This is a genomic window from Francisella frigiditurris, assembly GCF_001880225.1.
GTDB classification, from domain to species: domain Bacteria; phylum Pseudomonadota; class Gammaproteobacteria; order Francisellales; family Francisellaceae; genus Francisella; species Francisella frigiditurris.
Genome location: NZ_CP009654.1, coordinates 863,841 through 889,359 on the forward strand (window position 1 = coordinate 863,841; position 25,519 = coordinate 889,359).

Genomic DNA, 25,519 nt, shown 5'->3' on the forward strand with positions numbered 1-25,519 from the left:
CATAATCTACTGATTTATATATAGATTTGCTAAAATTCTTATAGTAAAAAAATTTTTTAAGAAGAAATCTGAGATGAAAATTGTAGAAGTTAAGCATCCAATGGTTCAGCATAAAATTGGACTTATGCGAGCTAAAAACATAAGCACGCAAGAATTTAGAAGGCTTACACAAGAGATAGCTAGTTTGTTAACCTACGAGGTTTCTGAAAGTTTTGAGCTTGAGGATACTAAAATTATTGGCTGGAATGGTGATGAAATTAAGATAAAACAGATCAAAGGTAAAAAACTTACAGTAGTGCCTATTTTAAGAGCTGGGTTGGGTATGATGGATGGAGTGTTTGAGCATATCCCTGCAGCTAAAGTAAGTATGGTAGGTATGTATCGTAATGAAGAAACAGCTGAGCCGGTGCCATATTTTTCAAAACTATGTGACAAGCTTGATCAAAGAACGGCTTTGATAGTTGATCCTATGCTAGCAACAGGAGGATCTATGATTGCAACAATAGATTTACTTAAAAAAGCAGGTTCAAGAAGCATAAAAATAATAACTTTAGTTTCGGCACCAGAAGGGATACAAGCCTTGGAAAGAGCTCACCCAGATGTTGAATTGTATACAGCTTCTATAGATAGTCATTTAAATGAAAAGAAATATATTATTCCAGGATTAGGAGACGCTGGCGATAAGATATTTGGAACCAAATAATAAATAATATTCTCTTGACAATTTGCTTAATTTTAAATTAATATATATTTATAAATATTTAATATTCTGCTGTATAATTGCTACTTAAATTTAATTATTTAATATAAAATTCAGCTAGAAATAGGAATAAATAAAATACTTATAATTAGTTTAAGATACAAAATCACAAAGAGAGGGTTTTATGAAATTAAAAAAGCTTAGTGTCGCGTTAGCTGCTACTTTATTTGGTGGGATAAGTGCTGCAAATGCAGTAACTGCTGCTGAGTTGAATGAGGCAAAACAGCCATTAGTGACAGCTTATTATTTAGGTGATAGTGATAATGGTTCTAAATGGGCTTCATTAGATAGGCTACAAATTTTAGCAGATGAAATTACAGATCAAGGCGCAAATTTTAACAAGATTATATTATCATTCGTTCAACCTAGCTTATTCTACTATCAGTCAGGTAGTTTAGCAGGGACAGGTTTGTTTGGTTATTTTATTGATCGTAATGCATCAAGCTCACAAATAACAAATGCGCAAAATGATCCAAAAGCAAAAGAAGATTTCCAAAAGCTTAAAGCTATTATTTCTCAATTAGAAACAGCTGGTGTTCATGTGTATTTGGCAGTTGGTGGTTGGAACTTTAGTTGTGATCCGGGATTATATACACAATCTTTAAAAGCTTTAGGTCAGCAAACTCCTAGAGCAAATATGTGTGGTCCAGATGATGGATTATATGATACTTTCCCTAACCCTATTCCTGAAAATACTCAAGGAACAGCTTTTGAGAACTATAAGAGAGGTGAGTTTGAGGATCCTGCATCTTCAAAACAGGCTGATCTTGCTTATGAAAATTTAGTTAAATTAACAAATGATTTAGGTGCTACGGGTGTCGATCTTGACTATGAAGAGTTCTGGCATGCTGATTTGAATAGTTATTCTTTATCAAAACTTTTAAATAATAAGTGGCAAATAGATAGTATTGTCAAAGACAAAAATATGAATACTAACAATTTTTCATATCAGGACTATCAGGATTTAATGGCTGAAGTAGGTATTTCTAATCAGCTTAAAAATGTAAATGGTCAAGTTCAAGGTGCTATTGATACTGGAAATCCTGGAGCAATGCCAGAAACAGTAGATAAATTTGCGGCTATAATCAAAGTTGTTCATGATAAGATTGAAAAAATTAACCCAAATCTTAAACTTTCTGCTGCTTTACCTGCTGTTGGTGCAGTACCTACAAATGTTTTATCTTGGAGTGCTAAGGATCATCTTAAAGATGGCGGACCTTGGTATTATGGTAACTTAAAGGGTCTTGTATATAATGTTGCTGCAAAAGATAAGAGTGTGGCACAAGATTTAGATGCATTATCTGTTATGAGTTATGATTTATCTAAAAATGATGGACAGTATTTAAATGGATCTTATACATTAGCGGCTCAAGTTAAATACTATATGGATGAGTATTATCATTACTTAGGCGCATCTTCTGATACTCCTACTAAGCTACAAAACCAAAGTATTACTCCAGGAACATTTAGCCTTAATAGAAAGATTCAGTTTGGTTTTGAAGTTGGTCAACCAGCGTATCCTGTTAAAGGATCTGGTAATGACTTACCACTTTCAAATGATCAAATGACTAAGATTCTAAATTCTGAAGCTCAGTCTGGTAGATCAGTAGGTATGATCATGTGGGATCTTTATAAAGATCAAAGATATGATAGAGATTATATGGGCTATTGGGATAACAATTGGCCAACACCTAGTGAAGTTTTACAAGCAACATGTAAAGCTTTCAAATTGGATAATAATTCTCTTTATAATTGTAATGCTAATCTTCCAACTGCTAATGCAGGCGATGAAGAAGAGCCAACACCAACTCCAACACCAACTCCAACACCAACTCCAACTCCGGCTCCAACGCCTGCTCCAACTCCGGCTCCAACTCCGGCTCCGACACCGGCTCCGACACCGGCTCCTAGTGGTGATCACCCTGATTATGTTGCAGGAAATACATACGCTACAGGTGATATTGTTAGAGCTTCTGATGGTAGTCATTACAAATGTACAGAAGGTGGATGGTGTTCTAGTGCAGCTTATAACCCAGTTGGAATATATGGCCAATATGCATGGCAAAATGTAGGTTCAGCTCCGACACCTGCGCCAGCTCCAACACCTAGCAATGGGACATGGGATTCTAATACAGTTTACTATGGTGGAGATAAGGTAACTTATAATGGTAAAGAGTATACTGCTAAATGGTGGACTCAAGGTGATAACCCAGCAAATGGTGGACCATGGGAAACTCCTCTAGTAGCTGGCGGAGCATGGAGTAGTGGCCAAGTGTATAATACTGGAGATACAGTAACTTATAATGGCCAAAAGTATAAAGCAAATTGGTGGACTCAAGGTAATAACCCTGCACAAAATAGTGGTTCTGGCCAAGTCTGGACAAAAATATAATATTCTTCCTTTATTCTAAAATAGATATGTATTAATAAGTACATATCTATCTCCTTAAACTTATTTTTGTTATAGTTAGTTTCAAAGTTTTTTAAATACTAGTTTCATGGTTCAAATATTAAAAAAAATAGATAAATTTGATTTCGGCTGGATAGTTATCAGTTTTGGTATGGCTGTTGGAGCTGGAATTGTACTCACTCCGGTTAGTATAGGAGTAGTGGGGTTCTTTATCTTTTTACTTGCTGCGATTATAGCTTTTCCAGGTACTTATTTGGTTCAAAAGATTTATATCGAAACACTATGTGCAAATAAAGAACCTAAAGTCTATAGTGAAGTTATAACGGACTATTTAGGCGCTAAATGGGGAAGCTTCTTAAGTATAGTTTATTTTCTAATGATGGTAGTTTGGACGATTATATATGCTGAGGTTGTAACAGAATCCTTAGCCTCATATCTTCATATCTTTGGACTAACGTCAAATCCAAATCTAGATAGTAATATAATCTATAGTTTTTTCTTAATATTAATAATGGTTTATATAGGTATTAAAAGCCAAAAACTGCTTGTTAGGGTTTCAAGCTTTTTAGTAATGGTTTTATTATTAGCAATAGTTGTGACTAGCTTAGTAATGATACCTTTATGGAGCCTAGAAAATATTACGTATATTCCAAAAAGTAAGCAAATAATGCCTAAAACTATAGTCATGATTCCATTTGCTTTAACAGCTATATTATTTATGGGATCTATAAGTCCTATGGTTATTAGTTATAGATTAAAATATAAAAACAACCCTGAGCTAGCTAAACAAAAAGCTGTTTCAACAATGAAATTTAGCTTTTATATTTTATTAGCTATTGTAGGCTTTTTTATATTCTCTTTTGCTTTAGTTTTACCACATGGTTTAGCTGTAGAAGCTTCTAAGACAAATCAATCTGTATTTGTTATTTTAGATAAAACTCATAACTCTAATCTTATGCTTTATATATGTGGAATTATTATAAATATATGTGCAATACTAACTTCTTTTCTTAGTATCTTAGCGGGAATGAGTGAATCTTTGAGAGGAATTCTTTATAAGATATTCAAGCTAGTTAAAGTTGAGAGTAATTATACACACACAAACTTTATAGCTAATATTATAATGTTTATGATGATTTGGCTATCAGTTGTTTTCAAATTTAATGTGTATTTCTTAGTTCCTTTAACTGGGCCTATTTATTGTTTAGTAGGTTGCTTTATACCTGTTTATTTAGTTTATAAAGTGCCAGCACTTCATTGTTATAAATCTAAGAGTTTATATTTTATATTATTTGTAGGAGTTATGTTGGCTATATCTCCATTTCTTAGTTATGCATTAGCTTAAAGTTTATACAAATGCATAAAAAAATACTCTTTTTATCAATTCCTTTAGTAATTTCCAACATTACAGTACCATTATTCGGAATCGTGAATACGGCGTTGATAGGACATTTAAATAATAGTGATTATCTTGCAGCTGTTGCATTAGGAGTAGCAATAGTAAATTTCATATGCTTGCTTTTTACTTTTTTTAGAATGAGTATGACAGGTTTAATTGCTCAAAGTTTAGGTAAAAGAAATTTTGAGCTAATAGCCGAATTGCTAATTAGAGCAATTATTGTAGCTTTATCATTAGCCCTTGTAATACTTATATTTAAGAGTTTAATCTATAAAATAGCAATCTCAATAATAAATACAGATGCTAGTGTTTTACTCTTATTAAAAGAGTTTTATGATGTGGCGATATATAGTATTGTTTTTGCATTATTAAATTATGTACTTTTAGGTTTTTTTATAGGTATTCAAAAAACAAAAATAGTTTTTGTCTCATCACTTTTGAGTACTATGCTAGGTATTTCATTAAGTTGTTTCTTTATAAATATCCTAGCAATAGGATTAAAAGGAATAGCTTATTCAATGCTGATTTCACAGGGCTTATTGTTATTAATACTATTAATTTCAGCTATATGTTTTTTGAAATCAAAAAGTATAGGACTTATATTAATATTTAGGAAATTTGAGTTTTTAAATATCGAAAGCTATCTTCCATTTTTAAAAGTAAATAGTAATATTTTTATCCGTTCATTTTGTCTTTTAGTAAGCTTTAATTCTTTTTATATATTTTCTAGTTACTATGGTAAAAATACATTAGCAGCAAATGCTATTTTGGTTGAGATAGCAGTTTTTATTGCAATGATTTTAGATGCTTTAGCCAATACAACAGAAACCATGGTAGGAGAAGCTTATATAAGACGAGACAGAGATAGATTGAAAGAGATCATAGTAAAAACTTTAGTTCAGTGTATGGTTATAAGTATTATTTTCTCTATAAGTTATGCAATATTTAGTAATATAATTATAGGCATGTTTACATCGATTCCAGCTGTAATAAGTGAGATCCATAAATATATTATTTTTTCAATATTACTTCCTATATTTGCAGCGTTTAGTTTTTGGATAGATGGTGTGTTTGTAGGGATGTTGAAGACTAGAGCTATGCGAAATGCTATTATTATATCAATGTTCTTCTATATGATTTTAGTTTATATATTTTTATTTTTAGGAAATTATGGGTTATGGTTAGCTATATTGGGTTTTTATATTATTAGGACTATTTCTTTAGCGATACCATTAAAAAGATATTTAAGATAGGAGTTATAATGCCTCATATTATATTAGAAATACCAAGTTCTTTTGATACTAATATTGCAAAGGATATATTAAATCGTAGCCAGTCTATTCTGTTAGAAAAATTACCGACAAAAATAGAGACTTTTAAAAATAGATATTATAAATATGACTATTGTTTAGTAGCAAACTCTCAAGAAAAAGAATTAATTGGTTTAACAATTAAAGTACTATCTGGACGGACAGAAGATTTGTTGAAAGAAATAGCTTTAGACATTAAAGAAGAAGTGAGAAAAATTCTAATTTCTAATAAGATAAAAATTGAAAAATATTCTTATACGGTCGAAATATTAGAATTATCGCAAGCATACGTAAATTAAAGCTAGCTTATTTCAGAATTGTTTTTCTTGGAAAATATTAGTTTTTTAATTATTATTGAATGTAAACTATTTTTTTAGAATCAAGTTAATGAATAACTATAAAAAAGTTCTCTTTGCTAGCCTTGGTGGAGCATTTGAGTATTATGATTTTGCAATATATGCAATATTTGCAAGTGTTATAGGCTCTAGATTTTTTGATTTTTCTAATTCTGCGACTAATACTCTAATGGTTTTCTTAGTGTTTGCTGGTAGTTATTTTGTTAAACCTTTTGGAGCTATTTTCTTTGGATATTTTGGGGATAAATATAGCCGAATTGCTGTTCTAAGAGTGACAATAATCTTATTATTTATATCTACATTAGGAATGGCATTATTACCAGATATTAATCAAATAGGTATTTGGGCAACAATACTTTTCGTAATTTTCCGGTGTATACAAGGTATTGCCATAGGTGCTGAAATTCCTATTGCAGTTACTTATTCTACGGAAAGTTTTCCAAATAGACAGGGACTAGTTACGGGTATTGTTTTTAGTTGTCTTAGTTTAGGTATTATGATGACAACTCTAGTTTTTTTTATGATGACTAAATTTACTTCTTCTGAATTTATATCAGAATATGGCTGGAGAGTTGCATTTCTTCTAGGAGCAGTTTTTACATTTTTTATATATTTCTTAAGAAAAGGTGTTACAGATAATTATGACTTCTTAGTAGATAAAGATTCAGGAGTAAAGGAGGATCTTAAAACATTTTTCAAAAGAATATTTGTAGGTATTGCTCTAGTTTCATCTGTTGCAATGATCATGACCCAGTTATATATGTTTCTTCCAGCTTTCTATAAGGAATATGTTAATGCAAGTGTAGATATATCTGAGTTACTTTTAATAGGTTCTATAATAATGACAGTAAGCTGTATTATTGGAGGGTTTATAAGTGACTATGTATCAAAGAAAAAGATGATGGCTTTATTACTGATAATTACATTAGCAATAATTCCTATATTTTATAAAAACTTATTAGAAGCAAATAATGTATTTGGACCATTTATTGCTATCTCAATAATTTTAGGGTTCATAGCTCCTACGTATAATGTCATTATTGTTAATATGTTTAAACCTAGCTATAAATGTAGAGGTCTAGGTATTTCATATAACTTTGGATATCTTATTTTTTCTTCACCTATACCTTTAGTGTCAATGTTATTAATTAACATGACAGGCTCAATTTTTATCCCAATGTTGTTAATTGTTGCTACAATTGTTATATCCATGTTTGGTTTAGTAGTTAGTAGAAAAGCTACTATATAACAATTAAGAGCGCTTATGAAAAAGAATTATCTTATAGTATGGGTGGTGATGCTTGGCTTTTTTGCAGTATCATTCGTTACAAATATTTTAGGACCTATAATCCCTGATGCTACGCAAGATCTTCATCTAACACTTTCCCAAGCAGGGGTTTTACCTTTTGCATTTTTTATAGCTTATATTATTTCTATTCCAGCGGGGTATATGCTAGAAAGATATGGTAGTAAGAAGATGATTCTATTTGCATTCTTTTTAGGCTCTTTAGGTTCTATATTATTTTGTCTTAAAGTTAGCTATATGACTTATTTAATAAGTTTATTTACAGTGGGCACTGCTGCGGCAATATTACAAGTAGCTTTTTGGCCTTTATTAAGAGTTGCTGGTGGAGAGGAAAATTATTCATTTTTCTCAGTATTACAACAAGTGTTCTTTGGTAGTGCATCTTTTGTAAGTCCATTCGTGTTATCGTATTTAGTTATAAACCTACCATATAATGGCGATAGTAATTATTTCTTATTATTCTTCACTAAACTAATAGGAACAAATTTTAGTTGGGTGTCTATATATTGGTTTAATGCAATAGTAATGTTTTTATTGGTAATATTTATTGGCTTTATAAAATTCCCTGAAGTTAAGCTTAAAGATGATGAAAAGCTTGAAGGATTTTCAACAGTATTAAGCCTTTTGAAAAATAAGGTAGTTTTAATATATTTCTTAGCTATATTTGCATATGTTGGCCAAGAGCAAGGTATTAGTGTCTGGATTTCTAAATTTTTAAGTGATTATCATGGGTTAAATACGGAAACATATGGTAATACGACTGTAGCATTATTCTGGATTATGCAATGTGTTGGAGGTATTCTAGGTATAGTTTTATTGAAGCTATATGATGTTAGAAATATCCTCAAAGTATTTTTAACTCTGCAATTGATATCTTTAGGACTTGCATTATTTGGATCAGCAACCTTTGCATTAGTATTTTTCCCTATATGCGGATTTTTAACCTCTGTTATGTATGGAGGAGTTTTTTCACTAGGTATGAATTCTCTAAAATCTCATCATGGAACAATCTCAGGAATATTTTGTACTGGAATTATTGGTGGAGCAATAGTTCCATTAGTTGTGGGTAGCATGGGAGATATTTTTGGCTTGAGAATAGGTATTTGCTTTGTCTATTTGACAATAATATTTCTATTATATGTAGTGATAACTGCAAAACCATTAGTAAATAATAAGACCGTTAAGCTAAGAGAATTATTTAATAAGTAGGTAATATGAATATATTTGAGCAAGCTGAAATCCAAAATAAGGTAATAATAGGTGTTGATATTGGTGGAACCAAAATAAATGCTGGAAAAGTTATCGGTACAAATCTACTTAAAACATCTTTAAATAAAATTCCTGCAGCAGGTGAATATGATGCTCAATCAGTTATTGAAGTTATTAAAGAAACTATAGCTAATGTTTTTTCTGATGATGTCGAAGGCATTGGCATAGGAATACCTAGTGTAGTAGATAGAAAAACTGGCACTATATATGATGTTCAAAATATAAAATCTTGGAAAGAAGTTCATCTAAAAAAGATTTTAGAAGAAGAGTTTAAAGTTCCTGTTTATATAGATAATGATGCAAACTGTTTTGCTATAGGCGAAAGATTGTATGGTAAAGGTAAAAAATATCAGAACTTTGTGGGTATCACTATAGGAACAGGTATTGGTGGAGGAATCATTAATAATGGTACTCTACTACAAGACTCTAACTGTGGCTCAGGAGAGTTTGGGATGTTACCGTATTTAGATGGAATCTTAGAAGATTATTGTAGTGGTCAATTCTTTATAAAAAAAATAGGTGTTGATGGAGCTGAACTTTTTAATAGAGCTAAAAATAATGATATAGATGCTATAGAAATATATAAGCAATTTGGCAAGCATTTAGGTAATGCTATAAAGTCTATTATGTATACTATAGATCCAGAGGCAATTATATTAGCTGGATCGATAATATCCGCAAGAGAGTATTTTGAAAATGAAATGTGGGAAGAAATTAGATCTTTTGCATATACTCAATCGCCTAAGAAACTTAAGCTAGAGTGGTCTAGTTCAGATGGAGATTTTCAGGTTTTTGGTGCAGCAGCAGTTTATTTAGATAGAGTTTATAATAAAAAATCTTAAGAGAATGGTTTAAAAATCATTGCTGAAGGATCAGATTTAAATTGATTGTATAGCTCTATAATATATCTGTCTGTCATACTTGAGATATAGTCACTTATGATCCGGGCTTTTTGTTGATCTGTATCGGCAGCGTGGAAAATAGCACCAATATCATCTGGTAGAAGACTTGAATGTGGTTCTGAAGTTATCAAAATATCAAATATTTCAGAAATTATTTCACGTCCTCTATACCTTAAAATATTAAGTTTAGGTGATGTTATAACTTTGAAAAGGATATATTTTTTTAGCACCTCAACTTGTTTTTCAGTTTCATCACTTAGATACACGCGGGATAGTAAAGGAGCTTTTTGATTAATATCAATTTTTATATTTGAAATACAATCATTTACAAGCTTTGAAGTTACTTTAGTTCTCAAGTAGCTATTATTAGCTATCTTTTTTGAATCTTGATAAATTTCTCTAGGATCTTTATCAAAATCCATATATCCAGTAAATATGTTTTTTAGGATATTTCTGATTTCTTCTTTTGATAAGGATAATTTAGATTCTGTAGCTTTTTGTATTCTTTTTATTAATTGATCATCAATACTAGCCATTGATAATGGATCAACAAATCCACCTTTTAAAGCATCTTCCACATCATAAGTTGAGTAAGCTATGTCATCAGCCACATCCATAATATAACACTCAATTGTTTTGAAAGTTTTTATTTCTTTAGGATCTATATTATGTGGCTCTAACAGTTTTTGTTTAATATCAGTTACTAGCCTAGCTTCTTCTTGATAGTATCCTTTTGTGACTTTAACAACTGGCTCATTATCTGGAATGAGTGAATCATATTTTATAGTTGCTGCAAGAGTACGATAAGTTAGATTAAGACCAAAGTTTTGTTTGTTTAACAAATCTTTTTTTGCAGTATGCGATATTAGTCTAAGTGTTTGGGCATTACTTTCAAAGCCTCCATAATTTTGCATTTTTTTGTTAAGAGCAACTTCTCCATTATGTCCAAAAGGAGGATGACCGATATCATGACAAAGAGCAGCGGTTTCAATAAGATCATAATCAATATTTAATCCATGTTCAGCATTTAATCGTACAGCTATAGACTTAGCAATTTGTGCTACTTCTAAAGAATGTGTTAAACGATTTCTAAAAAAGTCACTTTCAAAATTTGGGAAGATTTGGGTTTTTGCTTGTAGTCTTCTAAATGATGATGAATGTACTACACGAGCATAGTCTCTTCTGAAATTTGAAAAGTATTCTTTATGAGAAATCTTTTGGTTTTGTCTAAGAAAGTCATTTTCCGAATATAAATTAATAGCCATTGCTTAATTAAATCTAACTGACACATTAGTAATAATATTGGTAATTATGGGTAGATACAAGCTTAAAACAAGATAATGGATTTATACCTTTGGCAACTATAGTAAAACATAGATTGCAGATGACAGTGCAACAATACCAACAAAGAGGATAAAGGCATCAGCTAATGGTTTTTTATATTGTTTCAAATACTTGATTTTATAGATACTATAAATAGGCATAATAAAAAGAATTATGGCTAAAACAAGACCTCCAATACTAGATATCATATCCAATATGTTTGGATTTAAATAAGCGACGAGCCAACATGATAGAAACACTATTGATAGGGTAATTGGTTTTATAGTCTTTTGACTAATTGAATTTTTTGAAATTTTACAGACTATCCCATCTATTCCTTCTTTTGAGCCTAAATAATGACCAAAGAAAGACTTGCTCATGGCAACTAATGCAACTAATGGAGCTATATAGTCTAAAGAGTAATTATCAAAATGACTAGCAAGGTAAGATAAGATAGAGATATTTTCTTCTTTTGCTTTCATTAGGTCATCAGGTGATAGAGTCAACATAGAGCTAATTACAAAAATAACTACTGTGATAATCATTAAAATATTACTAAAAGCTATTATCCTAGAGGCCTTTTTATCAGCATCTTGTTTATACCTTTTTTTTGCATAAACAGCTAAAGATGAAATGATTGGAGAGTGATTAAATGAAAATATTAGTATTGGCATAATTATCCATATAGCTAATAAAACTCCAGAGAAAGTGTGATTATACTCAAAACTATTATATAGTATTTCCGTATTCCAATAAGGAATCATCCATAATGAAAGTATTAGCAAAGCAATGATAAAAGGAAAGACTAAAAAACTCATAACGCGAATAATAAGTTTTTGACCAAAGTTAATAATAAATACTAATGATAATATGGTGAAAAAACTTAGAAGGAACCTATTTTCTATATTGTAATGTAATTGATATTCAAAAAAACTTTCTAAAGTATTTGTTATACCAACGCTATATACCAATAGTATTGGTAAGATAGCAAACAAATATAAAATATTGAAAATTATTCCACCAATTTTACCAAAATAATCATCTGCAACTACGGTAATATCAGAATTAGTATTTGGATTAGATATGACAAATCTACACAAAGCTCTATGTGATAAGAACACCATTGGGAAAATAAAAATTAATACCACAAGTATTGGAACGATTCCTGAAATTCCTGTTTGAATAGGTAAAAATAGCACGCCAGCACCAATAGCTGTGCCATATAGGCTAAGTGACCACATGAAATCTTCATTTCTTTTCATAGTAAAATAAAAGTAATTTTTATGGAGTGCTAAAATTAGCAATCTATAAGCTTTAAAATGATTAATAGAATTTAATGTAAAAAGATCTATTTGTCAAAATACTAGACTATAAATTTAAAACTAATATGAACTTAGACAAGTATGATTTTAAATTTGTAATAATTAATATTTTTCCGGATAAGGCAAAGTAGGGTAAGCAGGTGGCAGATCTAATCCTTTAGATGCTTCCATACCTCTAAGAATAGCTGGTCTATCTGTAATTATTCCATCAACTTTCCAATCAATTAGATTACTGATTGTTTTATAATCAAAATCTGTTCCAGCATCCTCTGTCCAACCCCAGGTTACGACTTTTATGCCTAGCTCATGTGCATGTTCTACATCTTCTTTCGTTAAATCTTTTTCATAAGGTTCCCAGAATGTTCCACCTAATTTTTTCACCATAGTAGGGTAGTCATAATTATAATCAGCTGGATTTAAAGGAGCAGTCCATTTTGCATAGTTAGACATTTTTTTATCACTTTCAGCATTCATAGGTTCGGTTGTATGATCAGTAAGATAGGCAGTTTTTACTCTTGGATTTAATTTTTGTAAATCAACTAAAGCTTGCCACTCAAATGATTGAACCTCAACCATATCTGTAGAGTCAGTTTTAATTAGTAGTTTGTTTAGAGCTTCAGCCATTTCTTCTGCTGACCAGCTAGTTGTTAGATCATATGGGTTAGTTTTTATTTCAATTTGTAAGCGTACACGACTACCCACGTGTGATTTAACATAGTTGATAACTGATTCCAAAGTTGGCATGTGGACGTTATCCATACCAGTATGGTTGGGATACATTTCAGCTGTAGCTGTATCAGGCTTAATATATCCAACAGTATATTGCTGTAGTTCTGCTAGAGTTAAATCTTTGATAGGAGTTTTTTCAGTTATCCAATTCCCATCTTTGTCTTTAGTAAGATCTGGATTTAGTGTTAAATCATGTGTCACAACTAAAACTTTATCTTTAGTCATATTTACATCCATATCTATCACATCTACTCCAATACGCATTGCTTGAGTATAAGCGGGTAAGCTATTTTCTGGTGCTAATGGACGTAATCCACGGTGTGCATAAATATCTATTACATCAGCAAAAGAGCTTGATACGCTCCCTGCAAGTAAGATTGTAATTATGGATTTTTTTAACATATTTTCTCCTCATCTCATTCATTTTATAAAACTTATGTTTATTTGCCTCCAGCAATGTCTATGAAAGAGCCAGTTGTGTAATTTGCTCCTTCTGATAATAGCCACATTACTGCACTAGCCACTTCTTCAGGGAGGCCTCCTCTTTTTAGAGGGATTTTGTCTTTGAGTTTTTCAATCCTATTTGGATCTCCAGAGAGTGCATGTATATTTGTATGTATAAAACCAGGCCTTATACAATTTACAAGTATCTTTTCATCTGCTAATTCAAGAGCTAATCCTTTTGTTAATGTATCTATGGCACCTTTAGTACAAGCATAATCAATATATTCGTTAGGAGAACCAATTCTAGAAGCGGCAGAAGAAATATTTATGATTTTTCCACCATTATGACCATGTTTGGTAGACATAAGTTTTATAGCGTGTTTACAACAAAGGATGTAGCCTATAGCATTCACACTAAAAACTTTATTAAGTCTTTCAGCATCAAAGTTTTCGAGTTTTGAACTAGGAAATATTATTCCAGCATTATTAATTAAAGCATCTAACTTTCCAAACTCTATGTTAATTTTTTGAAACATGTTTATGATGTCTGACTCTTTAGAGATATCCGCTTTAATTAAAATAGAGTTATTGCCATTATTTATAATTTCTTTATGTATTTGTTTAACAACATTATCGTTATTATGGTAATGCAGGCAGATATCATATCCATTTTTAGATGCAGCTAGTGCAGTAGCAGCGCCTATACCGCCATTAGCACCTGTAATAAGGATGTTTTTTTTCATTATTTTTTGTCTTTATGGTTTAAGTTCCAACAAAAAATTAACAGTATAGTAGCTATCACACTTGATGAGATTAAGAAAATAAATACCGCATTCCATCCCATATATGTAGCTATTATGCCAATAACTGCTTGAGCACCTACTGTGCCAAGGAAGTAGCCAAATAAGCCTGTGAATCCAGCGGCTGTTCCGGCTGCTTTTTTAGGCACTAAGTCTAAAGCTAATATCCCAATTAAGGCCACAGGACCATATATAAATACACCCATAAGAGATAGACATACTAATGATAACCATGCTGTATCACTTTGCCAGTAAACAAATAAAACAGCAATAAATAAAATCATACAAATAACACCAACAGGTGCTCTGCGGCTATTAAAAAATCTATCAGTTATCCAACCGATTAATATTGTTCCAGGAATTGCAGGCAGTTCAAATAAAGCAAACCCCCATAAACCAGTAGCTGTAGACATGTGTTTTACTTGTACTAGGTAATATGTTGACCAGCTAAGTAAGCCATATCTTGCGCAATATACAAAAGCATTAGCTATCGCTATAGTCCAAATCCACTTGTTATTTAGTACATGTTCAAAGAATATTTCTTTAGCACTAAAATCTTTTTCATGATAGTCAGAGTGAAGATCATTTGATCTATATTTCTCAATTGAAGGTAAACCAACTGATTGAGGAGTGTCTGCTCCAAATATTATGATTAAAATAGCAATAATAATACAGAAAGTACCAGCCACATAAAAAAGTCCATGCCAGTCACCACTGAATAAGAAAAGTCCAACAGGGACGACTGCGATAGCTAGAAAACCAGCACCAACATTATGTGCTGTATTCCATATACCCATTTTTGTTCCACGTTCATTATCACAGAACCAGTGAGTCATAATCCTAGCACATGCTGGCCAGCCCATTCCTTGAGCCCAGCCATTTAGTAGCATTATTACAAACATTACAAGTACACCAGCACTTAGAAATGACGGTATAAGTAAGTTTAGTAAACCGGTAATAAATAAACCTAAAGCCAAGAAATATTTAGCATTACTTCTATCGGAAACATTACCCATAAAAAATTTACTAAGACCATATGCAACTCCTAAAGCTGCACCTATTAGACCTAGTTGATCTGGGGTGAGGGTAGTTATATACTGCTTTGAAACATCAAAGCTACTGCGACCAAAATAGTAAGTAAAGTAACCAATATAAGCAACTAAAAACATTCTTAAGCGCCAACGAGGATACTTTTTGATAATTTCACTATGTTCTAGGGGAGCTATAGCCTGAGCAGGCTTTAATAGATTTCTAAGCATAAAGATAAATAGTATCAATGTGTTTTGCTAAAGTTTAATTTAGTTTAAGCTATATCTCAATTTGTTTTTGCTCTATTAAATAGAAAGGCTTTTGTGCTAACCTATATCTCAAATTTGTGTATTAAGGAAAATAATCGTGCTCGATTATAAAAATACTTTTATTGGAAGAAATATTAAAAGTGATGTTTTATCTGGAATTGTTGTAGCTATTGCTTTGATACCTGAGGCTATAGCATTCTCTATTATGGCTGGTGTTTCACCAACAGTTGGTTTATATACAGCTTTTATATTAGGCTTAGTTACAGCTTTAATCGGTGGTAAAGCTGGGATGATTTCTGGAGCTACTGGTGCAGTGGCAGTAGTTTTAATAGGGCTGGGGGTTAGCATAAAAAATAGCTTATCACCAGAAATGTTACAAAGTTTAACAGCCTCAGATCAACTAAGTTCATATGTTTTACAATACATTTTACTGTGTACTATATTGGCTGGAATTATTCAAATCACTATAGGAGTGTTTAAACTTGGTAAGTTAATACGCTTAGTTCCTCAGCCAGCAATGTATGGTTTTGTAAATGGTCTAGCAATAGTGATTGCTTTAGCACAGATTCCTTTGTTTTATAATGAAGGTCCATATATGTATGTTTTAGTGTTGATAACTATGCTTATTGTGTATTTCTTTCCGAAATTCACAGATAAGATACCAGCAGGACTTGTTGCGATAATTATGATAACAGTAGTGGTTTTAGCATTTAAATTACCTACAAAGAATGTTGGTGATTTAGCTGATATATCTGGCTCGTTACCTTCATTTGCTATTCCACATATACATTTGACATGGAATTCTATTATTACTGTTTTACCATATTCAATTATTGTGGCATTAGTCGGATTAATAGAATCTCTGCTTACATTATCAGTTTTAGATGAAATGGATGGTAAAAGAGGAAGTGGTAATCAAGAATGTATAGCTCAAGGAACAGGAAATATTTTCTGTGGTTTCTTTGGTGGTATGGCAGGTTGTACAATGATTGGGCAATCAATCATTAATTTTACAAATGGTGGTAGAGGAAGATTATCATCAGCAACAGCAGCTATTTTATTAATAACATTTGTAGTAGTGCTTTCAAAATATATATCATTAATTCCAGTAGCAGTTTTAGCAGGTATTATGTTTATGGTGTGTATTAATACTTTTGAATGGGAAAGTATGAATCGTATTCGTTATATGCCTAATTCAGATAAGTTTGTACTCGTTGCAGTTACTATAATTACAGTATTTGCCGATTTAGCTATAGCTGTTATTTCTGGAGTCATAATTTCTGCTTTAGTTTTTGCATGGAAAAGTTCACAAGTTAAGAGTAGAACTCATAGAGAGGATGATAATACTAAGGTTTATGAGTTTTTTGGACCACTTTTTTTCGGATCAACGTCATCATTTAAAAATTTGTTTGATACTAAGTATGATCCTGAAAATATAATACTAGATTTTGCAAACTCTAGAGTTATGGATATATCTGGTGCAGAAGCTATTGACGACGTTACAAAAAAATATTTAGATTTAGGTAAGAAGGTGACTTTAAGACACTTGAGTGAAGATTGCCGTCAAGTATTAAAGAATGCTGGACCTTACTGTGAATTTGAAGAAACAGATCCAACTTATAAAATTGCGAGGAATATATAATGAAAAAACAAAAAATAAGTACAGAAAATGCACCTAAGGCTTTAGGAGCTTATGAGCAAGCTATAAAAGTTGGTAACTTTGTTTATACATCTGGACAGATAGGTCTTAAACCGGATGGAACTTTGGCAGGAGAATGTATAAAAGAACAAACTAAACAGGTCATGGAGAATTTAAAGGCTGTATTAAAAGCAGCAGGCTCAAGTTTACAAGATGTTATAAAAACTACTATTTTTATAAAGGATATGACAGAGTTTGCTATTATTGATGAAGTTTATAAATCTTTTTTTGATGGAAATTTTCCAGCTAGATCTTGTGTTGAGGTCGCAAGATTACCAAAAGATGTAAAAATTGAAATTGAAGTTGTAGCATTAGCAAGTCTCTAATTATATGTTAAAGCAAATTAAGCTGATTTTAGCCTTAGTACTTGTGTGCTGTTGCTATAGTGGGAGCTATGCATTTGGAGAACCAAATTATTCAACTATAGTAGCATTTGGCGACAGTCTTACAGATAATGGTAATGTTTATAAAAAATCTTTAGAAACTATTCCTAATGAAGATACTTGGTATAAAGGAAGATTTTCTAATAGTCGCACATGGGCAGAATATTTGTGCTCATATAGCTCCGATAAGGATTGTAAATTTTTAGATTATGCTTATGGTGGCGCTTATAGTTCTGATGGTTATCAAAATGTAAAAGTTAATGATGAAGTAATATATAAGCTTACAACTAATTTTTTACAACAAATAGATAACTTCGTTAAAAAAGATAAAAAATATGATCCTGATAAGACGCTATATGTAATGAGTATAGGTGGAAATGATATTATGGAGCGCAAAAAGAAATATGTTGATGTTCCAGAAAATGTAGATAAGGCTATCGATACCTTAATAAAAGAAAAAAATGCCAAACATATCATATATCTAAATATTCCTGATATCAGTAGGGCTCCAATGTTTAACCAAGCTGACAAAGAAAAAAAACAAAAGATACATGAAAAAGTAGTAAAACTTAATAAGCAGTTAGAAAAGGTTATTGAAAAATATTCAGATCAAGGAATAGATATTAAGCTAGTTGATTTTTATACTTTTTTAAATAACTTGATTGATGATAAGAGTTATATTTCTGATAAGCCTTGTATAGATATTCCATTATCTGCTGATAAATTAAATTTTGTATTGGAATATGATAAAACTAGCGACTGTAAGAAAAATCTAACTAAATATGTATTTTTTGATAATTTACATCCAACAGGAAATGTTCACAAAATACTTTCGGAAGAAGTAAAAAAAGATATGTAGTTTTTACATAGAAATACTAACTATACTATAAAAAACAGTTCCTAATAACATAAAAACTGATGGATAAAAAGTTAAGGTAAATCCTAATGCTCTAGACGGAGCGCCTTTATCATATCCATGAAAGAATAAGATTCTTCCAACAGCAAATACAATTGCAGCATAAATAATCACAGATAGAGTATCACTAGGCATAATTACAGCCCAAGCAGTATAAGCTGCTAATGCTAAACAAAACTGCTCTAGAGTATTTTGTAATAATGATTGAAGAACTTTTGCTTTTTCAGAACCTACAGATAACCCCCCACCATCTATATCTTCTGGTGTAAAGAAACGATGACCAGCAAGTCTACCTATAGAAATCATCAAAAATAAAGCAGGTAATAAGAGAGCTTTAAAAGCGATTGTTAATGAATTATCAATATTTGAAAGTATATTTGCATATACTCCTACTAATATAATAGCAATAGAGATAGATGAACCTATTACCATCCCACGTAGTACGCCTTTTTGTTTTTCAGTCATATTTGATAAATGATAGTTTAATGTATGTATAAATAATACAGTATAAAAATATTAATTATAAATTTAATATTTCCAGCAGCTTTTTATATGATCATTTACTATGCCAATAGCTTGAAGATACGCATAAATAGTAACACTTCCAACAAATTTAAAACCTTTCTTTTTTAAGTCTTTTGAGATTTGATTGGATAGCTCTGTTTTATTGGCAATTTCTTTAATTGTATTTAACTCATTTTTTATAATTTTTTCATCTGTGAAGCTCCATATATAGTTAGAGAAACTTCCATAATTTTTTTGTATTTCTAAAAATGCTTGGGCATTATTAATTATCGATTCAATTTTAAGTTTATGTCTTATTAACCCTTCATTTTGCAAGAGCTCAGCTTTCTTATCATTATCAAAATTAGATATTTGCTTAATTGAATATGAAAAAATGTGTTTACGGTAATTTTCTCTTTTCTGAAGCACAGTATACCAGCTTAATCCAGCTTGCATAGTTTCTAAAATTAGAATTTCAAATAAGTAGTTATCATCATAATTAGGGATTCCCCACTCATCATCATGGTAGTCTTGATATAGTTGAGATTTATTGCACCATTGGCAACGTATCTTATTATCAGCTAATTGCATTATGACACCATATATCCATTTTCTTGAGCAGATTGACTAAGAGTTTTTGCTGTTTCAATAGGAAGCTTACCAGTCATATAAGCTGCTCCTCCGATAGCTAATCCTCCAGCAGCAGCTGGGATCTCAAAAGCTCTTACTATTGCTCTATGACTTATATAGTCTCCATTATCAAAAATCATAGGTGACATAATAGCACCACCAACAAAACCAGTAAGAGAACCAACGGGTATCATTATTACAGATGCAACAGCGATACCAGCAATTGTTATTGGTGTCATTAGAATAGTGCCTATGCTATTTTCTTTAGGTGGAGTATCGTCAGTAGGATTATTTATAGGGCTTTCTCTTAAAAACTTATTTTCTTGAGCAAAACTAGTTGCCGATAAAAAGAATATTAAAGAAATAATACATAGTATTTTTTTTAGCATATTTTGACCTTAAAAGTAAAAAATTCTATCAAAAGCTGAAGTTAACTTTTTATTATGAGTTATAAATATAACAGTCTTATTTTGCATTAGAGTTTTGATATTTTCAAAAACTTTTACTTCAGTTTCTTTATCTAAGCCCTCTGTTGGTTCATCCATAATTAAGATTGGAGATTCTCTTAAAAATGCTCTAGCTAACGCGATCCTCTTTTGTTGTCCTCCAGAAAGGTGTTTACCATATTCACCAGTCCAAGTATCTAAACCATTTTTAAGTGATAGGACATAATCTTTCATATATACTTTTTCTAAAGCATTCCATAATTGTTCATCAGTTGCTTTATCATTTGCTAATAGTAAATTTTCTCTAATGCTTCCATTAAATATATGAGGAGATTGATTTATTATGGTCATTATATCTCTAAGCTGACTCTCACTAAAATCTTTTATAGAGTGCTCACCAATAGTTAAAAGGCCCTTATTGATATCCCAAAATCTAGCTAGTAAATTTACTATTGTAGATTTTCCTGATCCTGTAGGTGCGAACAAGGCTATTTTTTGTTGATCTTCTATTTCTAAATTAAAATCTTTTAAAATTAAATTGTCATTAGTGTATCCAAAATCTACATCTTTAAAGCTTATATCATAAGATTCTAATTGAATATAATTTGAATTATCGAAAATGATGTCAGGTTTGGAGTTTGTTATTTTAAGTATTCTTTTTGCAGCTGATATCGTTTTTCCTAAATATTGATATGCTAATGGAAGAGGCATGATTGATTCAAATAACGCAAGAATCCCCAAAAATATTAAGGCTATAAATGCTCCGTTTAAAAGACCACTTTCAACTAGCGATACAGCTATCATTGTAGTAACTATTATTATAAGACCTAGACAAAAAGTCATAATAGCTGCACCAGTACCAGAGACTGTACTTAGCTTTATTTCACTATTTATAAGTTCAGAGTTTTGCTCTTTAATTTTATTAAAGTGATAACCATCTAAATCAAAAATTTTAAGTTCAGCTAAAGAAGATATATGCTCAACTACTTGAGTTTTTAGAGCTGAACTATTTTCATTTAATTGCTGAGATTTCTTACGAGCTAATAGGTCACTGATGAATGGTGTCCCAAAGCCAGTTATTAGGCTTAGGATTAGAGTTGTCAAAGCTAGTTTAATACTGAAAAAGCAAAAGAAAATAGAAATAGATAAACAAGCTAAAATAAAAACTATAGTAGGAGAAATAATCCTTACATATAGATTGTCTAATGCTGCAACATCATTTACAAGTCTACCTAAGAGATCTCCACTTTTATATTTGAGTAAGTGAGAGGGTGCTAATGGCTCGAGTTTTTTGTAAAACCACACTCTTATGTCAGAAAGAATCTTAAAAGTTGCTTCATGAGTAAAAACTCTTTCACCATAACGAGAGACAATTCTACCTAGAGAAAATGTTCTGACCCCAGCAGCAGGATAAAAGAAATTAAATGTTGATGCAACAGCATAACTTGTAGTTGCTAAATAGCCTGTGTATGAAATAAACCAGCCAGATAGAGACATCAGTCCAATACCCATTAGTATAGCTGACCAAGCAAGTAAGGTCCCAAATAACATCCACTGTGATTGATTTTTAAAAAGTTTTATAAAAGGTAAGAGACTTTTCATTCGGTCACCTCATTTTTATAAAAACCATAAAATGCTCCATTTTGATCATTTACAAGATCATTAAATGATCCTTGTTGTACAATCTTTCCTTCATCAAGCACGATAATATTATCAACACAATTTAAGAAGCTTAATTTATGAGTCAGAATTATCACAGTTTTCTCTTGCCAGGAATCTTTTAAAGAGTTAATAATTTTTCCTTCACTTTCTTTATCAAGACTAGCTGTTGGCTCATCTAATATAAGTAATTGATGTTGTTTTAAATATGCTCTGGCTAAGGCTAGTCTTTGAGCTTGCCCTCCTGATAAACCTATATTTTGCTCTCCAATTTCAGTATTTATTCCTAAAGGCAAAGAGTTTATAAAAGCTAGAAGGTTAGCTTTTTCTAAAGCGCTATTTAGGTCTTCATCAGAGGCATTTTTATTTGCTATTAGTAAGTTATCTTTTATAGAACCTTTAAATAAAGTCGCATTTTGTCCAAGCCAAGAAATATTTTTTAGCCAAGATTTTTCATCTATCTCTTTTAGCTCTTGTTTATCATTAATATTAATCGATCCTTCATAATCTATAAATCCAAGGATTGTATTTATTAATGTTGTTTTACCAGCACCACTTGCACCAACGATAGCGACTTTTTCTTTATCTTTTATTGATATACTGACGTTGTCTAGGGCAGTTTTATCATCATACATAACTTCTAAATTTTGTATGGTAATTTTATTAATAGAATCTGCTAAGGGAGTTTTTTTATTATTATCCATAGCTGTTATTTCAAAGACTTTTGCTATTTCTAAAGCGGCACCTATAGCTTCTGCTTTTGCATGATAATGAGTACTTAACTCTCTTAATGGCATAAAAAACTCTGGTGCTAATAGTAAGATAAATAAAGCACCTTGTAGCGTCATATTATTTAGAGCCCACCAAATATTATTATTTTCTCCAGCATTAATGAATCCCATACCTAGATATACTGCAACTATAGCTATAGAGGCTGCGGCAAACATTTCTAATATACCTGAAGATAAAAAAGCAATTCTTAAAACCTTCATGGTTCTTATACGATATACATCAGAAGCTTCGAATATTTTTTGGCTTTGTGACTTACTTTTTCCAAAAAGTTTTAAAGTTGTTAATCCTCTCAAAGTATCTAGAAAAGTACTACTCATTCTAGCTAGTGTTTTAAAATGTTTTTGGCTCTCTGACTCTGCACCTAAACCGACGATTATCATGAATAAAGGAATTAAAGGGGCGCATATTAACAGTATTACACCACAGACTATACTTTGAGGAAAAATAAAAACTAAGATAGCTAAAGGCATTAATCCAGATAGAGTTATTTGTGGTAAAAATTTTGTTAAAAATCCTGTTAATCCTTCAACTTGTTCCATGACAGTACTCGTAAGCTCAGCACTAGACATTTTAGATATTTTTATTGGACCTAATTTATTTATATGTTCTATAAGATCTTCTCTAAGTTGCTTTTTCACTATTGAAGCAGCTTTATAACTTACTACTTCTTTAGCCCAACTAAGTATAGCTCTTAAAATAACAATTATTATTATTCCTATAAAATAGTTAATAAGCTGATTTAGTGTGTATTGTTTGATATAAGCTTCATAAGAAATATGTGCTAATAAATATAGTTGGCCAATTAATAATAAACCACTTGTAAAACTTATTAATACAGTTAAATTTATCCATTTTTTAGCTGGTTTTGATATATGTCTTAACCATGAACTAGCAGTTTTTTTATTTTCTTTTGATATATCTGTAGACATCTATCTCTCAAAAATTGATCTTATATAGTTTTAATTTTATTACTGCTAAATTATAACATTCAAAAGACAAAATGTTTAAAGATAGTATTATATAAAAAATTAAGCTTAATTCAGTTATTAAGAATGTGTTAAAATATATAGCATATAAGCAATAGGAGTATATAGTATGAATAAAACTAAAAAGTTAGTATTAGCTGGTGTTTGTTGTGTTATAAGTTTGCCATTGTTTGTAAATGCGGATGCTAGTGATACATGGGGAGCTACTAAAGAGTCTGCCTCAAATTTGTGGGGAGCTACTAAAGATACAGCATCTAATGCATGGGGAGCTACTAAAAACTCAGCATCAAATGTTTGGGGTGTTGCTAAAGATAAAGGCTCAGATGCGTGGGATGCTACAAAAGATACAAGTTCGAATGCGTGGGATGCGACTAAAGATACAACTTCAGATGCATGGGATGCGACTAAAGATACAGCAACAGATGTAGGGAATGCTGCAGAAAATAAAACTCAAGATGTAGGGAATGCTGCAGGTAACACTTTAGAAAAGGCTGGACAGTCTACTAAACAAACAGTAGATGATGGCGGTTTTTAATTTTATTTTATAAATCTATTTAGCCCCTTTATAATAGTCGGGTTTACTTTAATTTTTAACATTACCTCAATCAATAAATGCATATTCCAATATGCCATAGAAATTGAAGATGCTACTGCTAAGCCGTATATTCCATAAAAATTTGTCAGGATTATACCTAGAATTACATTTATAGTTAGAGCAATATAAAAAGCCACGCAAGTATTTTTCTCAAATCCAGCCATATTTAAAATAGTAGCGACACATCCAGATAAAATATTTATTAGTTGGCCTATCATTAATATACAGAAAACATAATATGATGGAATATATTTAGCTCCATATAATAATGTTATTGGATAACCAAATATTAACAGCCCAACTATAGCTATTAGTGATAAGAAAAATATAATCTTAGTATATGATGTAACTCTCTTTTGAAACTCTTCTCTAGGACAGTTTTTATAATCGTCAGCTATATGTGAGAGTACGTTTGAATTAACCGCATTTAAAACAAAAGCTACTAGAGCACTTAGTTGTAATGCGACACCAAATATCGCTATATCCTGAGCAGATGAGATACCCTTTAATATTAATATATCTACTTGAGAAAGTAATAATAGTCCCCATTGCATTAAGGCAAAAGACATATTGCTTCCTATTGGTTTCAAGCTCTTAAAGTTAAACTTCACTATTTGTTTTGACCATATAATGAATATATAAAAAAACATTAGTATAAACATCGAAGCAACTAGAGAAGTCACATTCTGAAGGCTTAGCACTAAAAAGATTGAGATTGATATTAACATTAAGATTCGTAATCCTAATTGAATAAGGTTTGCAAAAACCACTAATCTCTTGGCTACAAAAAAGGACTGTAAAATATTTGCCATAAAGAAAGGTATAGCAAAGGCTAAAGCATAGAGTTCAATATAATTAAAGTTATCTTCAAAATAACCATATAGGATAGCAAGAGCCATAGTGATGATTATTATTGTAAAACCTCTTTTAAAATACCAGTTATGCGTTTCAAAAGTTTCCTGGTCTCTTTCAAAGCCTTGTTTATCAGATCTTCCCCAAGTTCGTGCTAAAATACCGCCAGCCCCCATAGTTGCAATTACTGCTAATATAGTTGCAAGAGTAATACCAAATATATAGTATCCATAGTCTGTCATAGATATACTTCTTGCTAAAAATATAGCAGTGATAAAGGCACAGCCTTGCCCCAATGCTTGGACAAACATTGTGAGTAAAGATTTTGAAAGTATATGATTATTTAGTATACGTTTAATCAAGATTTTTCTTTTTAATTTTAGAGTTTTAATAATTTTATCAACATTACGTGAATATAAGAATAAAAAG

The 25,519-nt window shown here is 31.1% G+C and carries 23 protein-coding genes; 12 read left to right on the top strand and 11 right to left on the bottom strand.

Going from position 1 to position 25,519, the window contains the following annotated elements:
• The first annotated feature begins 73 nt into the window (after window positions 1-73).
• From upp to KX01_RS04285, 8 genes are all read left to right on the top strand, one after another.
• The gene (gene upp / locus KX01_RS04250) at window positions 74-703 is read left to right on the top strand and encodes a uracil phosphoribosyltransferase (RefSeq protein ID WP_071663803.1); all 630 of its coding nucleotides are present in this window, start codon (window positions 74-76) and stop codon (window positions 701-703) included.
• Window positions 704-884: 181 nt separating this feature from the next.
• Window positions 885-3,152 (top strand): carbohydrate-binding protein, encoded by a 2,268-nt coding sequence (locus KX01_RS09540; protein ID WP_071663804.1) that lies wholly within the window; start codon window positions 885-887, stop codon window positions 3,150-3,152.
• A gap of 106 nt (window positions 3,153-3,258) precedes the next feature.
• The gene (locus tag KX01_RS04260) at window positions 3,259-4,515 is read left to right on the top strand and encodes an amino acid permease (protein WP_071663805.1); all 1,257 of its coding nucleotides are present in this window, start codon (window positions 3,259-3,261) and stop codon (window positions 4,513-4,515) included.
• A gap of 11 nt (window positions 4,516-4,526) precedes the next feature.
• On the top strand, window positions 4,527-5,822 hold the full coding sequence (locus tag KX01_RS04265; RefSeq protein ID WP_071663806.1) for an MATE family efflux transporter: 1,296 nt from the start codon (window positions 4,527-4,529) through the stop codon (window positions 5,820-5,822).
• 8 nt (window positions 5,823-5,830) lie between these two features.
• Complete coding sequence (locus KX01_RS04270) at window positions 5,831-6,178, top strand: tautomerase family protein (RefSeq protein ID WP_071663807.1); 348 nt, start codon at window positions 5,831-5,833, stop codon at window positions 6,176-6,178.
• Window positions 6,179-6,266: 88 nt separating this feature from the next.
• Complete coding sequence (locus KX01_RS04275) at window positions 6,267-7,484, top strand: MFS transporter (protein WP_071663808.1); 1,218 nt, start codon at window positions 6,267-6,269, stop codon at window positions 7,482-7,484.
• Window positions 7,485-7,499: 15 nt separating this feature from the next.
• Window positions 7,500-8,750, top strand: a complete 1,251-nt coding sequence (locus KX01_RS04280; RefSeq protein WP_071663809.1) for a sugar MFS transporter — start codon at window positions 7,500-7,502, stop codon at window positions 8,748-8,750.
• Between the two features lie 5 nt (window positions 8,751-8,755).
• A complete protein-coding gene (locus tag KX01_RS04285; RefSeq protein ID WP_198021103.1) occupies window positions 8,756-9,652 on the top strand; it encodes an ROK family protein in 897 nt (298 codons plus the stop codon).
• Here KX01_RS04285 and dgt read toward each other — a convergent pair.
• The 5 genes from dgt to KX01_RS04310 form a co-directional block, all read right to left on the bottom strand.
• Complete coding sequence (gene dgt / locus KX01_RS04290; RefSeq protein ID WP_071663810.1) at window positions 9,649-10,977, bottom strand: dGTP triphosphohydrolase; 1,329 nt, start codon at window positions 10,975-10,977, stop codon at window positions 9,649-9,651. The two genes, KX01_RS04285 and dgt, sit on opposite strands and share 4 nt — an antisense overlap.
• Window positions 10,978-11,073: 96 nt before the next feature.
• Window positions 11,074-12,297: an aromatic amino acid transport family protein gene (locus KX01_RS04295; RefSeq protein ID WP_071663811.1), complete on the bottom strand. Its 1,224-nt coding sequence runs from the start codon at window positions 12,295-12,297 to the stop codon at window positions 11,074-11,076.
• Window positions 12,298-12,459: 162 nt separating this feature from the next.
• Complete coding sequence (locus KX01_RS04300; protein ID WP_071663812.1) at window positions 12,460-13,488, bottom strand: glycerophosphodiester phosphodiesterase; 1,029 nt, start codon at window positions 13,486-13,488, stop codon at window positions 12,460-12,462.
• Between the two features lie 38 nt (window positions 13,489-13,526).
• Window positions 13,527-14,273 (bottom strand): SDR family oxidoreductase, encoded by a 747-nt coding sequence (locus tag KX01_RS04305; protein WP_071663813.1) that lies wholly within the window; start codon window positions 14,271-14,273, stop codon window positions 13,527-13,529.
• Window positions 14,273-15,589, bottom strand: coding sequence for an MFS transporter (locus KX01_RS04310; RefSeq protein ID WP_071663814.1), 1,317 nt, complete (start codon window positions 15,587-15,589; stop codon window positions 14,273-14,275). Before KX01_RS04310 ends, KX01_RS04305 begins: the two co-directional genes overlap by 1 nt.
• Before the next feature lie 136 nt (window positions 15,590-15,725).
• On the opposite strand from KX01_RS04310, the gene KX01_RS04315 reads away from it, so the two are divergent.
• The 3 genes from KX01_RS04315 to KX01_RS04325 are packed head-to-tail and all read left to right on the top strand — an operon-like array spanning window position 15,726 to window position 18,569.
• Window positions 15,726-17,270: a SulP family inorganic anion transporter gene (locus tag KX01_RS04315; RefSeq protein ID WP_071663815.1), complete on the top strand. Its 1,545-nt coding sequence runs from the start codon at window positions 15,726-15,728 to the stop codon at window positions 17,268-17,270.
• Window positions 17,270-17,653 (top strand): RidA family protein, encoded by a 384-nt coding sequence (locus tag KX01_RS04320; RefSeq protein ID WP_071663816.1) that lies wholly within the window; start codon window positions 17,270-17,272, stop codon window positions 17,651-17,653. The genes KX01_RS04315 and KX01_RS04320 overlap by 1 nt, the downstream gene beginning before the upstream one ends.
• 4 nt (window positions 17,654-17,657) lie before the next feature.
• Entirely contained in the window at window positions 17,658-18,569 is a 912-nt protein-coding gene (locus KX01_RS04325) for an SGNH/GDSL hydrolase family protein (protein WP_071663817.1), read from the top strand.
• 3 nt (window positions 18,570-18,572) lie between these two features.
• On the opposite strand, the gene KX01_RS04330 is transcribed toward KX01_RS04325, so the two are convergent.
• From KX01_RS04330 to cydD, 5 genes are all read right to left on the bottom strand, one after another.
• Window positions 18,573-19,091, bottom strand: coding sequence for an MAPEG family protein (locus KX01_RS04330; RefSeq protein WP_071663818.1), 519 nt, complete (start codon window positions 19,089-19,091; stop codon window positions 18,573-18,575).
• Between the two features lie 63 nt (window positions 19,092-19,154).
• Window positions 19,155-19,721, bottom strand: a complete 567-nt coding sequence (locus KX01_RS04335) for a DNA-3-methyladenine glycosylase I (protein ID WP_071663819.1) — start codon at window positions 19,719-19,721, stop codon at window positions 19,155-19,157.
• Complete coding sequence (locus tag KX01_RS04340; RefSeq protein ID WP_071663820.1) at window positions 19,721-20,149, bottom strand: hypothetical protein; 429 nt, start codon at window positions 20,147-20,149, stop codon at window positions 19,721-19,723. The genes KX01_RS04335 and KX01_RS04340 overlap by 1 nt, the downstream gene beginning before the upstream one ends.
• A gap of 9 nt (window positions 20,150-20,158) precedes the next feature.
• Complete coding sequence (cydC, locus tag KX01_RS04345; RefSeq protein WP_071663821.1) at window positions 20,159-21,808, bottom strand: heme ABC transporter ATP-binding protein/permease CydC; 1,650 nt, start codon at window positions 21,806-21,808, stop codon at window positions 20,159-20,161.
• Window positions 21,805-23,586: a heme ABC transporter permease/ATP-binding protein CydD gene (gene cydD / locus KX01_RS04350; protein ID WP_071663822.1), complete on the bottom strand. Its 1,782-nt coding sequence runs from the start codon at window positions 23,584-23,586 to the stop codon at window positions 21,805-21,807. Before cydD ends, cydC begins: the two co-directional genes overlap by 4 nt.
• Before the next feature lie 166 nt (window positions 23,587-23,752).
• Here cydD and KX01_RS04355 point away from each other — a divergent pair, with 166 nt between their 5' ends.
• Window positions 23,753-24,178 (top strand): hypothetical protein, encoded by a 426-nt coding sequence (locus KX01_RS04355; RefSeq protein WP_071663823.1) that lies wholly within the window; start codon window positions 23,753-23,755, stop codon window positions 24,176-24,178.
• Between the two features lie 2 nt (window positions 24,179-24,180).
• On the opposite strand, the gene KX01_RS04360 is transcribed toward KX01_RS04355, so the two are convergent.
• Window positions 24,181-25,452, bottom strand: coding sequence for a lipopolysaccharide biosynthesis protein (locus KX01_RS04360; RefSeq protein ID WP_071663824.1), 1,272 nt, complete (start codon window positions 25,450-25,452; stop codon window positions 24,181-24,183).
• Window positions 25,453-25,519: the final 67 nt, after the last annotated feature.